13 protein-coding genes are annotated in these 13,707 nt (G+C 67.8%); 8 read left to right on the top strand and 5 right to left on the bottom strand.

The window, feature by feature from the left end:
- Positions 1-115: 115 nt before the first annotated feature.
- Positions 116-1,099: a helix-turn-helix transcriptional regulator gene (locus tag ACIQJ5_RS15255; RefSeq protein WP_402845109.1), complete on the bottom strand. Its 984-nt coding sequence runs from the start codon at positions 1,097-1,099 to the stop codon at positions 116-118.
- Positions 1,100-1,197: 98 nt separating this feature from the next.
- On the opposite strand from ACIQJ5_RS15255, the gene ACIQJ5_RS15260 reads away from it, so the two are divergent.
- From ACIQJ5_RS15260 to ACIQJ5_RS15280, 5 genes are all read left to right on the top strand, one after another.
- On the top strand, positions 1,198-1,650 hold the full coding sequence (locus tag ACIQJ5_RS15260) for a VOC family protein (protein WP_231091209.1): 453 nt from the start codon (positions 1,198-1,200) through the stop codon (positions 1,648-1,650).
- Positions 1,651-1,740: 90 nt separating this feature from the next.
- The gene (locus ACIQJ5_RS15265) at positions 1,741-2,106 is read left to right on the top strand and encodes a cupin domain-containing protein (protein ID WP_231091208.1); all 366 of its coding nucleotides are present in this window, start codon (positions 1,741-1,743) and stop codon (positions 2,104-2,106) included.
- A gap of 36 nt (positions 2,107-2,142) precedes the next feature.
- Positions 2,143-2,733, top strand: coding sequence for an HAD family hydrolase (locus ACIQJ5_RS15270; RefSeq protein ID WP_231091207.1), 591 nt, complete (start codon positions 2,143-2,145; stop codon positions 2,731-2,733).
- A 261-nt stretch (positions 2,734-2,994) separates the two neighbouring features.
- Entirely contained in the window at positions 2,995-3,759 is a 765-nt protein-coding gene (locus ACIQJ5_RS15275) for a Gfo/Idh/MocA family protein (RefSeq protein ID WP_402845112.1), read from the top strand.
- Between the two features lie 40 nt (positions 3,760-3,799).
- Positions 3,800-4,996 carry a hypothetical protein gene (locus ACIQJ5_RS15280; RefSeq protein ID WP_402845114.1) on the top strand — a complete coding sequence of 399 codons (1,197 nt, stop codon included), beginning with the start codon at positions 3,800-3,802 and terminating at the stop codon, positions 4,994-4,996.
- A 471-nt stretch (positions 4,997-5,467) separates the two neighbouring features.
- On the opposite strand, the gene ACIQJ5_RS15285 is transcribed toward ACIQJ5_RS15280, so the two are convergent.
- The 4 genes from ACIQJ5_RS15285 to ACIQJ5_RS15300 form a co-directional block, all read right to left on the bottom strand.
- Positions 5,468-7,111 (bottom strand): glycoside hydrolase family 13 protein, encoded by a 1,644-nt coding sequence (locus ACIQJ5_RS15285; RefSeq protein ID WP_402845116.1) that lies wholly within the window; start codon positions 7,109-7,111, stop codon positions 5,468-5,470.
- An 87-nt stretch (positions 7,112-7,198) separates the two neighbouring features.
- A complete protein-coding gene (locus tag ACIQJ5_RS15290; RefSeq protein WP_231091402.1) occupies positions 7,199-8,020 on the bottom strand; it encodes a carbohydrate ABC transporter permease in 822 nt (273 codons plus the stop codon).
- A gap of 80 nt (positions 8,021-8,100) precedes the next feature.
- Positions 8,101-9,012, bottom strand: a complete 912-nt coding sequence (locus tag ACIQJ5_RS15295) for a carbohydrate ABC transporter permease (protein WP_231091197.1) — start codon at positions 9,010-9,012, stop codon at positions 8,101-8,103.
- On the bottom strand, positions 9,009-10,283 hold the full coding sequence (locus tag ACIQJ5_RS15300; protein WP_231091196.1) for an ABC transporter substrate-binding protein: 1,275 nt from the start codon (positions 10,281-10,283) through the stop codon (positions 9,009-9,011). Before ACIQJ5_RS15300 ends, ACIQJ5_RS15295 begins: the two co-directional genes overlap by 4 nt.
- A gap of 144 nt (positions 10,284-10,427) precedes the next feature.
- Here ACIQJ5_RS15300 and ACIQJ5_RS15305 point away from each other — a divergent pair, with 144 nt between their 5' ends.
- The 3 genes from ACIQJ5_RS15305 to ACIQJ5_RS15315 all read left to right on the top strand — a co-directional run bounded on the left by ACIQJ5_RS15305 (position 10,428) and on the right by ACIQJ5_RS15315 (position 13,645).
- The gene (locus ACIQJ5_RS15305; RefSeq protein WP_402845117.1) at positions 10,428-11,636 is read left to right on the top strand and encodes an ROK family protein; all 1,209 of its coding nucleotides are present in this window, start codon (positions 10,428-10,430) and stop codon (positions 11,634-11,636) included.
- 195 nt (positions 11,637-11,831) lie between these two features.
- Positions 11,832-12,902 (top strand): Gfo/Idh/MocA family protein, encoded by a 1,071-nt coding sequence (locus tag ACIQJ5_RS15310; RefSeq protein WP_231091194.1) that lies wholly within the window; start codon positions 11,832-11,834, stop codon positions 12,900-12,902.
- Positions 12,899-13,645, top strand: a complete 747-nt coding sequence (locus tag ACIQJ5_RS15315) for a ThuA domain-containing protein (protein WP_402845119.1) — start codon at positions 12,899-12,901, stop codon at positions 13,643-13,645. The genes ACIQJ5_RS15310 and ACIQJ5_RS15315 overlap by 4 nt, the downstream gene beginning before the upstream one ends.
- Positions 13,646-13,707: the final 62 nt, after the last annotated feature.

Genomic DNA, 13,707 nt, shown 5'->3' on the forward strand with positions numbered 1-13,707 from the left:
TCCCCCATCGTGCACGTACCGGCCGCGGCACGCCAATCCGCCGGCACTGGCTCGCAGATGCGGTGGCTCGCACGGAACGGGTGACAACGCCTGTGCCGAGGGTGAGACGCACCGTTCATTCCTCGCTGACTTCTCTGCCCGCGGCGTCCGCGTAGCGGGAGGCGAGAAGCTCGAACGCCGCGGCGAGCTCGGGAGGGCCGACGACCCGCATCGGCGCATCGAACCGGCCGAAGGAGGCCGCGAGTGCGCTCCACGACCACGAGCCCGCGTACAGCGTGCAGCGCGCAGAATCGAGCGCGGTCACGATTCCGTCGCCCGCGAACGGGCGAACGTCGTCGGCGGGCAGATCGAGGATGACGGTGCCGTGGCACGCCCATTCGTTCACGTGGTTACCGCGGAACCGCGCCGCCACGAACTCGCCCGCGTCACCCCCGGGCACCGCGCGAGGGGTGAAGCGCGGGCCGTTGGGCGTTCGCGGCGCCAGGCGATCCACGCGGTACAGACGCCAGTCCTCGCGATCCCTGTCCCAGCCGAGAAGGTACCAGCGCCCGTCGGAGGCGATCAGCTGCACGGGTTCAGTGCGGCGCGGCGGAGCGTCATCATCGGGATGTCCCGGAGACGCGTAATCGAAGCGCAGTACCTCGCGCGATCGTATGGCGCGCGAGACCGCATCGAGCACAGCGGGCGCGGCGGTCACGGCGGGGCCGCCGCCCACGCGTGGCAATGCTGTCACTTCGACGGCATCGAGCCGGTGGCGAAGCGGAGACGGCATGACCTGGCGGATCGTGGCGAGGGCACGCAGTGCAGCATCGTTCACCCCCGCGCCCGTGGTGGAGACAGTCTGCAAGGCGATGGCGATTGCTACCGTCTGGTCTTCGTCGAACAACAGCGGCGGCAGCTCACTCCCTGCGGCGAGACGGTAGCCGCCGTCCGGTCCCCTTGTTGCGTCGATGCGATAGCCCATCTCCCGCAGGCGGTCGATGTCTCGACGCACGGTGCGCGCGCTGGTGTCCAGGCGGGCGGCGAGCGCGGGGCCCGGCCAGTCACGGTGCGTCTGGAGCAGCGACAGCAGCGCGAGCAGGCGCGAGGTGGTGGTCATGAGACGACCGTATTTCCCATCGAGGACAAAAACTGACCTATATGGCGAGAAGAGTGAGGTCTGCGGGCCGGTGCGGCTCGCGAACCACAGGAGTTGCCATGAGCCTTCAGACCACCACCCACCTCAACTTCCGCGGCGATGCGCGAGAAGCGCTGGAGTTCTACCAGTCCGTCTTCGGCGGGCATCTCATCCTCAACACATATGCCGATTTCGGTATGCCGGCAGACCTGCCCGGAGCTGACCGGATCGTGTTCGGTCTGGTGACCGCGTCGAACGGGTTCCGCGTCATGGGGTACGACGCCCCGGGCGCGGCCGGGGGAGGCATCGTCGGCGGCGGGGCGACGCGCCGGGAGAACAACGCCACGATGACCGATCAGGCGCTGTTCGTCTCCCTCGGATCCGACACCCTCGACGAGCTCCAGGGGCACTGGAACCTCCTGAGGGAGGGCGCGACCGTCGTCGAGGCCCTCGCCGCGTCCGCGTGGAGCAGCGGGTTCGGCATGCTCACCGACCGATTCGGCGTCACATGGAGCTTCAGCGTGAGCGTCTGACCGATCCCGGGGAGGCCGCCTTCCTCCGGGGGGCTCCTCCGGTGGGCGCCCGGACCCCCGGCCCGGGCGCCCGGCGGTAGGCTCCGACGCATGACGGACGACGTTCGCAACCTGCACGACGCTCTGGCCGCGGTTTCGGGTCCCTGGCAGCCGCATCGGCTGGTCAGCGTCAACGACTACGACGTGAAAGTCGTGAAGCTGCTGGGTGAGTTCGTCTGGCACACGCACCCTGACACCGATGAGCTGTTCCTCGTCGTGAGCGGCGAGCTGACCATCCAGCTGCGCGATCGTGATGTGGTGCTGGGCCCACAGGACGTGTTCGTCGTGCCACGCGGCGTCGAGCACTGCCCGAAGGCGTTGGAGGAGGTGCAGGCGGTGCTCTTCGAGCCGAAGGGCACCGTGAACACCGGCGATGCGGGCGGAGAGCTCACCTCAGAACTGCGGGAGCTGCCCTGAGGCATCACGTCTGCACTCGCGTGAGACGATACGGGCATGCTGGAACTTGCGCTCTTCGATCTCGACGGCGTCATCCGGCACTTCGATGAGTCGCTGACGCTGTCCATCGAACGTGAACACGGCCTGCCGTCGGGGTCGATTGCGGACGCCGCGTTCTCCGGCCCCCTGATCTCCGCGGTCACCACGGGGCGTGTGTCCCGCGCGGAATGGGTGGCCGATCTGGCCCACCGCATCGGAAACGCGTCGGCGGCAGAGGCCTGGGCGGCTCAGTGCCCAACGGTGGATACGAGCATGCTCGAGCTCTCCGACCGCCTGCGACGGGGAGGAACCCGCACGGCGATCCTCACTAACGGCACGGACACCATCGGCGCCGAGGTTGCGGCACAGGGCATCGACACCCACTTCGACGCCATCTTCAACTCGGCGCAGATCGGGTTCGCGAAGCCCGACATCCGGGCGTTCGAGCACGTCATGTCGGCCCTGGCGGTGGACGCCGCGCGAACGTTCTTCACCGACGACTCACCCTCTCAGCTCGCCGGCGCCACGGCACTCGGGATGATCACGCACCACTTCCGGGCGCAGGGTCCCCTTCTCGACGCGCTCCGTGACGCCGGAGCACGCATCTGATCTGACGCCGCAGCCGCGGCGCCTCGTCCCGCGTTCCCACCAGCCCTTCGTGCTGAGGGCGGTCGTTGTGCATTGCCGACACGCCTGCCCGAGTGAAACACACCATGTTGTGTTCCAATACCCGCGCAACCACAAGATATAGACTTTCGTGTGAGCGTTGAGGGGGTTGTGGTGCCCGTGAGACGCGATGCGGAAGGTCGGAAGGGTGGTCAACCGTGACGGTCGGCGAGAACGGGAGAAGCGTTCGAGGGGCGGCGAAGGGTGCGAAGCGGCGACCTCGCTCTCCGCGCGATCGCGACGGGAAAACATGTGCTCGTGGAGAAGCCGTTCGCCATGACCGCCGCCGAGGCGGCCGAGATCGCGGCTGCTTCGCGCGCCGCCGGGGTGCTGGCCATGGAGGCGATGTGGACCAGGTACCTGCCGCAGAGCGACGTGCTGCGCCAGCTCATCGCGGAGGGTGAGCTGGGCGACATCACCCAGGTCGTCGCCGACTTCGGCTCGGCGGCCTCCTACGATCCCGCCAGTCGGCTGTGGGATCCCGCGCAGGGCGGCGGAGCACTTCTGGACATCGGTGTGTACCCGATCTCCTTCGCCTCCTCCATCCTCGGCACCCCGGAACGGGTGCAGGCTTCCGGGCTGATGACCCCGGATGGCATCGACCTGCGAGCCACCGCGCTCCTCACTTCTGCCGGAGGTGCTGCCGATGCCGTCGTGTCCACCTCGCTCCTGGCGAAGACCCCGGCGTCGGCGATGGTGGTCGGCACCCTCTCTCGCGTGGACGTGCTCCCGGCGTTCTTCGCGCCATCGGGTCTTCGGCTGACACGCGGTGAGCAGAGCGAGGAGTGGATCGACGATCGCTTCTCGCAGCGCTACGACGCCCTCGGATATCAGGCCACGGCGCTGGCGTCCTTCGTCGCGGAGGGCCGACTCGAGTCGCCGCTGCATCCGCTAGACGAGGTGACCGCCGTGCTGGGCACGGTGGAACGGATCCGCCACCAGCTCACCGTGACGGACGTTGCGTTTTAGCCGGCGGTTCCTGATCGATCCGGCGTGACAGGATCGACCCATGGGTCAGGGGGAGAAGGCCACCGGGAAGAAGGCCACGTCCGGCGTCAGCGCGCTCGGTGCGTGGGGCATCGTCGTGCTGGTGGGGGTGGGGATCTGGGCGGTGTTCTTCGGGCTGCCCGCCGGCATCCAGATGCTCAAGACGCCCGCCATTTCTGAGGATTTCGGTCTGGAGGATGCGGTGGTCGCGCTCCGGCTCGACGCCGATCATCAGTCGTATCTGACTCTCGTGAACGACGCCGGTGAGACGCGGTCGGTGCGACTGGACGAGCGCGGATCCGGCGACTCCCGCGTGCTGTGGACCCAGGACGGGCTGAGCACCGGGGGACCGGACGAGGAGTACGTCCTCGGTGCCGACGGCCTCACCTCCTTTCCTCTGGATCAGACCGTCGAATCCTCATCGGAGCGCGATCGCGTGGCCACCGCCGGCGGATTCGCCGTGCTGACCGGGTCGGCCGAGGGCGCCCAGCTGTCTTTCGTCGACGTCGAGGCTGGCCGCCTCACGGAGCGAGACGCCGGCTACACCAGCGCGATGCTCACCAGCTGCGATGGGGAGGCGGTTCTGGTTGACGGCGACCGCGGCATTCGTGCGGTCACTGCTGCCACCGACGACTTCAGCGGCAGCCGGGCCTTCACCGGCGTGGGCAGCGTCACGTGCGATGGCGACCGGGTGTACGGCCTGGACGAGATCGTCGACCACGCGGACCACTCGACCCAGGTCCTGCGGATCTGGGATCGAGCCACCGGCGAGCGCCGTGGGGTCGAGATCCGCTATCCGGAGTCCGTCAACGCCTGGATCTCGGGGACGCCGTTCGTCTGGGAGGGGCGTCTGTACTGGGCCGCGTGGTCGACGCTGTGGTCGGTTCCCGTCGGAGCGGAGCTCGGCGACGCGGTGGACGTGACCGAAGTGGCGGACCTCGGCGGGTTCATCGATGACGCCAATGTCGTGGCCGGGACAGATGAGGGCGCGCTCGCGGCCGCGGGTGGCCGGGTCTACGGGGTCGCCACCGAGGAGAAGTTCATCAATCCGCGCCGGGGGAGTGCGTACGACCGGCTCGACCGGATGGTGATCTTCAGTGCTGATACCGCGAGCGGCGATCGTCGCGTGGAGCTGGAACTGCGCGGCATCGACTTCCCGAAGCGGGATCTTCTGGTCGAGGCCATCGCAGTGAACCCGCAGTGGGCGGCGGAGCGCTGAGTGCGCTCTACGAGATGTCGTCGCGTTCCGCGATCCGGCGTTCCCGCGCGCGGCTGACGGTACGGATGCCGTAGCCGAGCGCCGTGGCACCGGCGGCGATGGGCACTGCCGGTGTCGATGCGGGGTCATGAAATCATGACCGGGCGCCGGATCCAGGAAACATTCGCCGGATTCGTCATGGATTCGGTGCAGCGTCATGAACTCGTCGCCAGCGCGCGGGCCCGGCGGACTGACGCGCGGCGGTTCGTGAGTGTGCGTCGCGTGTCCCGAAACGATGACCCGGTCACCAATCCATGATGAATCCGCCGGATTCATCACGGATTCGAAGCACGGTCATGGCGTGGGAATGACGGGTTCTCTGATGGCTGCGGCTGGAAGTTGGGTGCGGGTGGAACCGGCCGGCCACGCAGCGACAGGAGACGCCACCGGCCCCGCGCGAGATGCGCGGGGCCGGTGGCGTGAGCGTTCGGGTCAGGCGATCCACACCGTCGTGTCAGCGGGAATCGCGCCGTCGGCGAGCGGCGCCGTCGTCAGCACCACGTTCTCGTCTGCCAGCGGGAAGGGCTCGCCGCCGAAGGTGGTGATGACCTCCCACCCGTTGGGACGGCGGAAACGCAGCACGTCGTCGCGGCCGGTCTCGATCCACTCGAGGTCCTCGTCGGTCTGCAGACCGTGTCGCAGCTCCAGCGCCTTCCGGTACAGGTTGAGGGTGGAATCGGGGTCCGCGTCCTCCACCGCGACGGCGTAGTCGGCGAACCACGACGGCTGCGGCAGGTGTGCACCGCCGGGGCCGAAGCCGAACGAGGAGCCCTCGGCGGTCCAGGGGAGCGGGACACGGCAGCCGTCCCGGCCGAGTCGGTCGTACTCGGAGCCGCGGAAGAATCCCGGGTCCTGGCGCTGATCGGGGGCGATCTCCGCCACCTCGTGAAGACCGAGCTCCTCTCCCTGGTACAGGTATGCGCTGCCGGGCAACGCGAGCATGAGCATCGTCGCCGCCCGCGCCCGGCGGATACCACCCTCGCGGTCCAGCCAGTCAGCCGGACCGCCGGCCTCGACCCACTCTGTGCCCTGCTTCACCGGGCGCCCGTTCAGCGGCTCCAGCCCGTAGCGCGTGGCGTGACGGGTGACGTCGTGGTTGGACAGCACCCACGTGGTGGACGATCCGGTCGCCACCGCCTGGGCGAGGTTGTCCGTGATGATCCGGCGGAAGGAGGCCGCATCGAAGTCGGCCACCAGCAGGTCGAAGTTGAACGACTGCCCCAGGCTGTCCGGGTGCGCGTACTTGGCGCGCCGCTCGGGGGTGCTCACCCAGGCTTCAGCCACGGCTGTGCGCGGCGGATCGTAGGAGTTGAACACCGCGCGCCACTCGGCGTACACCTCGTGCACGTCGTCACGGTCGATGAGCGGGTGGTTCCCGTCCTGCGGCATCGCGTCAAGCTCCGCCTGCGAGGGCAGCGGCTCGCTGAGATCCTTGGTGAGCATGTGCGCCACGTCGATGCGGAAGCCGTCGACTCCCCGGTCCGACCAGAAACGCAGCGTCTTCACGAAGTCGGCGCGTACCTCCGGGTGGTCCCAGTTGAGGTCGGGCTGCTCCACGGCGAAGTTGTGGAAGTACCACTGACCGTCCTCGACCCGCTCCCACGCCGATCCGCCGAACACCGATCGCCAGTCCGCCGGCGGCAGCTCGCCGTTCTCGCCCCGGCCCTCACGGAAGATGTAGCGCTCGCGGGCGGCCGATCCCCGACCGGCGGCGAGAGCCTCCTGGAACCACTCGTGCTGGTCTGAGGTGTGGTTGGGGACGATGTCCACGACCACCTTGATGCCCCGCTCATGCAGCGCCGTCACCATGTCGTCGAAGTCGTCCAGGGTCCCGAGGCGAGGGTCCACGTTGCGGTAGTCCGCCACGTCGTACCCTCCGTCGGCGAGCTCCGACGGATAGAACGGGCTCAGCCACACCGCGTCGATGCCGAGCGCGTGCAGGTAGTCGGCACGTGAGACGATGCCGGGGATGTCGCCGATGCCGTCACCGGTCGCATCGGCGAAGCTGCGGGGGTAGATCTGGTACACGGCGGCCTGACGCCACCAGGGGGCGGTGGTGGGTGTGGTGTCGGACATGACTGCTTTCTCGGTTGTGCTCCGGGGGAGGGAGCGCGGACAGGGGCGCGGGTGATCCGATCACCATCGGATCACCCGCGGGGTGGATCAGCCCTTCACGGCTCCCTGGGTCACGCCCTCCATCACCCATCGCTGGGTGAAGAGGTACGCGACGATGGCGGGGGCCATCGCCATGAGGTACGAGGCGAAGGACACGTTGTAGTTGTTGCTGAACTGGTTCTGGAACAGGTTCTGCCGCACCGGAAGCGTCTGCAGCGCCGGGTCCGAGATGATCAGCGAGGGCATCATGAAGTCGTTCCACGCGTAGAGGAACGCGAAGATGCCCACGGTGGCGCTCATCGGAGCGAGCAGCGGGAAGATCAGCCGCCAGAACGTCTGCCAGGTGGATGCGCCGTCGATGCGCGCCGCCTCCTCCAGCTCCATCGGAATCGAGCGCAGGAACGCCGTGAACAGGAGCACGCTGAAGCTGAGCTGGAACATGGTCGCAAGGATCAGCACGCCCAGCGGGTTGTCCAGGTGCACCAGGCCCGTGAGCTGGATCTGCGGCAGCGCCACCACCGGGAACGGGATGAACATCGCCGCCAGCAGGTAGAAGAACGACCAGCGGAACAGGCGCTTGTCCCAGTTGCGCACGATCGCGTACGACGCGAACGCGGAGAGCAGGATGGTGAGGATCACGGTGCCGGCGGTGACGAACATCGACACCGCCGCCCCCACCGGGAACTTGGTGAGGTTCCACGCCTCGACGAAGCCGTCGACGGAGAACGGCGCGGGCAACGAGAAGGCGTTGCCGTCCACCGCCTGCGCGCTGGTCTTGAACGCCATCGATACGGTGACGTACAGCGGCAGCAGCACGGTGACGGCGCACAGGATGAGGATGATCGTCCCCGACCAGTTGACGCGCTCCATCGCCGCGCGGGGCGACTTTCCGGGCTTGCCGCCCAGGACGATCGTGCTGGTGCTCGGTGCGGGTGCGGATTGAATGGCCATCAGAGTGCGTTCCTTCCGCGCGTCAGCGACAGCTGGAGGAGGGAGATGAGGATGGCGACGACGAAGAAGATCGTCGCGTTCGCCATCTGGTAGGCGTAGTCACCGCCGTTGAAGCCGGTGATGATCGTCATCGCGACGCTGCGCGTGGACGTACCCGGGCCGCCGTCGGTGAGGCCCTTGATGATGTCGTAGGCGTTGAGGAAGCCCTTGAAGCCGAGGATGAAGTTGATCACCACGTATCCGGCCACCAGCGGCACCGTGATGCGGGTGAGCTGCTGGAACTTGCTGGCGCCGTCGATGTCGGCGGCCTCGTACACGTCGCCGGGGACGGAGAGCAGTCCCGCGATGTAGATGAGCAGCGTGCCGGGGATGGCCTGCCAGGCGGTGACGATCACGATCGCGACCCAGGCGAAGTCCGGGCTGGAGAGGATGCTCGTCTGCAGCCACTCAATGCCGGTCGCCTCGCCGAACGCCGGCAGCGAGTTCGAGAACAGGAACTTGAAGACGTAGGAGATGATGATGCCGGAGATCACCATCGGGATCACGAAGATGGTGCGCAGGCCCGTCTTGAAGCGGATGCGGGAGGTGAGTCCCACCGCCAGCAGGAAGGCCAGGACGTTGACCACGATCACCGTGGCGATGGAGAAGCCGAACGTGAAGAGGTAGCTCTGCACGATGGCGGGGTCCCCGAACGCCGCGATGTAGTTGGTCAGCCCGTTGAAGCTCCAGTCGCCGATGCCGATGGAGTCGGTGAAGCTGAAGAAGATGCCCATCACGCCCGGGACGGTGATCGCCAGGGTGAACAGGATGATGCTGGGAAGCAGGAACAGGTAGTAGATCGGCTCGACGCGGCGCGTGGAGCGCGGCGGCTTGGTCTTGCCCGCCGTGACGATGGTGGACGTCGTTGTCATTGCTCCGTCTCCTTCTTCGCGGGTGCGCGGAAGGCCAGCCGTGCCCAGTCCGCATCCAGCGTGCTCAGCGTGTTCTTCACGCTGCCGCCGAGCGCGATGGTCTGCGCGTAGTTCATGACCGGGATGGTCTTGGGGACGAGCACCGAGGCGCCCTGGTAGACCTTGCCCTCGTCGACGTAGGGGATCATTCCCGCCACGCGCGGATCGGACGGTGGTGCTGCGGTCTTTGTCGGCGTGAATCCGAGCTGTGACTCGTTGTAGGCCTCGATGATCTCGGGCTGGTAGAGGTACTCCAGGAAGTCCCGCGCCGCATCCTTGTGGTGTGATCCCTCCGGGATCATGGCCGCGAGGTCCAGGTTGACGCGAACGGCGAGGTCGTCGGGGTCATCGGTCATCGGGAGCGGGAAGGTGCCGAAGTTGCCGTCGGGGGCCGTCTTCGCGATCTCGCTAAAAGCCCACGGTCCCTGCAGATACATCGCGGCCTTGCCCTCCGCCATCGCGGTGTTGCCGTCGTTGTAGCCGCGGCTGCGGGCATCGGCGTTGATGTAGGTGCCGAGCAGCTGCTGCATCTTGTCCATCGGCTCGGCGAAGTCCTTCGAGAAGGAGACCTCCGAGTCCGGACCCACGTCGGCGCCTTCGGCGGCGAGGTCGTTGTAGAAGTCGACCACGTTCAGGGAGCCGCCCACCGCGTAGTCGAACCAGCCCTGGCCCACGGTCCAGGCGTCGGCGGAGGCCAGTGTGGCGTAGAACGGATCGATGCCCGCCGCCTTGAGCTTGTCGCACGCGGCGATCAGCTCATCCCACGTGGTGGGAACCTCGATGCCGTTCGCGTCGAAGATGTCCTTGTTATAGATGACGGACGCCGCCATCACCGAATAGGGCAGCGCGCTCTGACGGCCGGCGCAGACGCCGTACTGGTCGAGCAGGGACTGATAGGTGTCGGTCATCTGCGAGGCGGCCGTCGTCTCGCTGAGGTCGCTGAGCGTGCAGCGATCGATGAACCGCGCAATCTCCATGTTGTAGTTGGCCAGCATGAGATCCGGCGGGTTGCCGCGCACGAAGCTCGCCGAGACCACGTCCACGCCGGAGGTGTCGATGACGACCTCCACCTTGTCCTGCGACGCGTTGTAGTCGTTGACCACCTGCGTCATGAACTCGATCGCCTCGCGCTTGCTGAACGTGAAGCGGATCGTCTCCGTCCCGTCGCTCGAGCAGCCGGCGAGCAACGCCGCGCTCACCCCGATGCTCACCCCCGCAGCGATCGCGCGCATCGCGCGTCTTCTGCTTCCTGTCACCGTCGTCTCCGTCCGCTTCTTTGCGCCCGTTCGGGGCAGAACCTTCGGATATTAGATTTACTAGCGAAATCAATATCTGGAAGGCATCATGACAGAACGATCCCGGAGAGGTCAAGACCCGTGAACCCCCTTGCCGCTGCACCCTCGCGCCCTGCACGCCTCGATTCCGTGCTGGCGTTCGCCTGGGATTCGGGGGAGTTCACCGCCTCGGACGCCATGGCTGCCACCGGGCTGACGCGGTCCACTACGATCGAGGCGCTCGACGAGCTCGTGGATCTCGGCCTGCTGATCGAGCTGCCCAATGCGCGCGAGGTGGGCGAGTACAGCAAGGGGCGGCCCGCGCGCCGCTTCAGCCTGGCTGGTGACGCCGCGGTGCTGGTCGGCGTCGACGCGGGCGAGCGGCACATCACGGTGCGGGTGGCGGATCTGTGCTCGCAGCCCCTGGCCACGCTGTGCATCGAGGTGGATTCGGACACCGACGCCGCTGATGCGCGCTCGACGCTGCTGGTGGACGCGATCGACACGGCGCTGTCACGCGCACATTGCAACCGCTCCGACGTGCTTGCGGTGTGCATCGGCGTGGCCGCGCCGGTGGGCGTCGACGGTCGCTCCCCCCAGCACCCCCTCGGGTACTGGGGGCGCACCAATCCCGGTTTCGTCGACGTCGTGGACTGGGCGCCCATCGTTCGCATCGACAACGACGCTTCACTCGCCGCCGTGGCCGAGGGATCGGTCGGCGGAGCCGTCGGGAGCGACAACTACATCGCCCTGCTGGCGGGCGGTCGCCTCGGCGCGGGCGTCGTGGTGGACGGACGCCTGTTGCGCGGGACTCACGGCGGTGTGGGGGAGATGGTCGCCTTCGACAATGTTGTGGGCGTCGGCGGCTCGGACGGTATCGGAACGAGACTCACGCGGTGGGCCGTCGATGCCCGCGCGCACGGCGAGTACGCGGTCGACGCTCCGCTCGCGCGCCTCTCCGTGGAGGAGCTGACCGGTCGCGCGATCCTCGACCTCGCGGCCGCGGGAGACCCGGACGCCCGCGCGCTGGCCGAGAGGGCGGGCGTCGTGCTGTCCCGGATCGTCAGTGTGATGGCGGGGATGTTCGACCCCGCCCGGTTCGTGGTGTCCGGTGCGATCTCCGCCGGCATCGCGCCCGTCGTCGATGCGGCGCGGCAGCATCTGCCGAAGGACATGCACCTCCCCGCGCCCGAGCTGGTGATCTCCCCGCTGGGTGCCGACGTCGTGGTGCTCGGCGCGCTGGCTGCTGCCTCCGTCGCCGCCCGGGACCGCGTGCTGGATGTGTGGGTCGAGCGTTCGCCCGTCGGCTGACGCCGCTTCCGCTTCATAGCGCGCACGTGGACCCTTCGGCGGCGGAACAGGCGCCGTTTGCGCACGGTGAATGGACATCGTATCGATTCGATTCGGGGTTGACGATGTCGGCCGCGGAGTGGTTGAGTAGACGCAATCGGCGTTGATTTGCAATCCGAATCTACTGGGACAGCGCCGTCGACGAGAAGGAACATTGTGACCACGGATCTGAAGGTCGGCGTGATCGGCCTGGGCTGGGCGGGCCAGCAGCACTTGGACGCGTACAGCACCATCGACGGTGTCGAGATCATCGCTGTGGCGGCGATGGAGCAGGATCTGCTTGCCGCCGCCGCGGAGAAGTACGCGGTGGCGAACACGTTCGCCCGCTGGGAGGACCTGCTCGAGCTCGAGGGGCTGGATGCCATCAGCGTGGCCGTGCCCAACTTCCTGCACGCGCCCATCGCCATCGCCGCGCTGGAGCGGGGAATCCACGTGCTGAGCGAGAAGCCGATCGCGCGCAACGGTGACGAGGGTCAGCAGATGGTCGACGCGGCCCGCGCCGCGGGCCGCGTGCTCGACGTGGCGTTCAACCACCGTCGCCGCGGCGACATCCAGGCGCTGAAGGGCGCCATCGACCGCGGTGAAGTGGGACGGCCGTACTTCGCGAAGGCGGCCTGGCTGCGCCGGCAGGGCATTCCGATGCTGGGCAGCTGGTTCACCAACCCCGCACTCGCGGGCGGCGGCCCGCTCGCCGACATCGGCGTGCACGTGCTCGACTACGCGCTGGACCTGCTCGGCGAGCCGGAGGTGCTGGCCGTGTCGGCGAGCACCTACTCCGAACTCGGTCCGCGCGGCCTCGGCGGCAACGCGCAGTACAGCGCCGCGGCCACCGACCATGCGTTCGGAGTCGAGGACTTCGCCACGGCTTTCCTGCGTCTCGAAGGTGGCGCCACCCTTCTCATCGAGGCGGGCTGGGCCAGCTACCGCAACCCGGACGACGAGATGAACTTCCTCGTGTACGGCACCGACGGGGGCGCCGAGCTGCGCGTGGCGGGGGACCCGGGCGAGCTGCGCATCTTCCGCGACAACGGCGCCGAGAACGCCGACTACTCGCCCGAGGTGGGGGAGAGTGGCATGCACCTGGGCGTGGTGATCGACTTCGTCGCCGCGGTCCGCGCCGGGGAGGAGGAGTGGAAGCGTCACGACGGTTCGCTCGCCCTGAAGCGCACGCGGGTGATCGATGCCTGCTACGCATCGGCTCGCGAGGGCCGGGAGGTGCAGCTGTGACCCGCACGGAGAAGCTGAACATCCTGGTCTGGAACGAGGGTGTGCACGAGGCGCGCAATGAGCCGGCCACGATGGCGGAGATGTACCCCGAGGGGATGCACGGCGCGATCGCTGCGGGTCTGCGCGCCCACTACCCGAACGCCGACATCTCCACCGCCACGCTCGTCGACCCGGAGCACGGTCTCTCGGAGGAGACGCTCGCGCGCACCGACGTGCTGCTGTGGTGGGGGCACATCGCCCACGACGAGGTCAGCGACGAGACCGTCGAGCGTGTGCAGCGGCACGTGCTCGGCGGCATGGGGCTGATCGTGCTGCACTCCGGCCACTTCTCGAAGATCTTCATCCGCCTGCTCGGAACCACCTGCTCGCTGAAGTGGCGCAACGAGGGCGAACGCGAGCTGGTGTGGACCGTGAAGCCCTCGCACCCCATCGCCGCGGGGGTCGAGAGCCCGCTGATCATCCCCGAGCAGGAGATGTACGGTGAGCTGTTCGACATCCCCGACCCCGACGACCTGATCTTCATCAGCTCGTTCACCGGGGGTGAGGTGTTCCGCTCTGGTGTGACGTTCACGCGTGGCAAGGGGCGGATCTTCTATTTCAGCCCGGGCGACCAGGAGTATCCGGTCTACCACCAGCCCCAGATCCATCAGGTGCTCGCCAACGGCGTCGGCTGGGCCGCCCAGCCGGCTCTGCACCGCGCCGAGCCGAGCGTCGCCAATGCCGCGCGCGACTGGTACGTCTGAGTCTTCGCTCTCCCGAGGACGAGGGAATGCCGCCGCAACGGGGTCGAAACAGGCGTTTCGTC

It is taken from the genome of Microbacterium sp. GXS0129 (assembly GCF_044769785.1).
Taxonomy (GTDB): domain Bacteria; phylum Actinomycetota; class Actinomycetes; order Actinomycetales; family Microbacteriaceae; genus Microbacterium; species Microbacterium nymphoidis.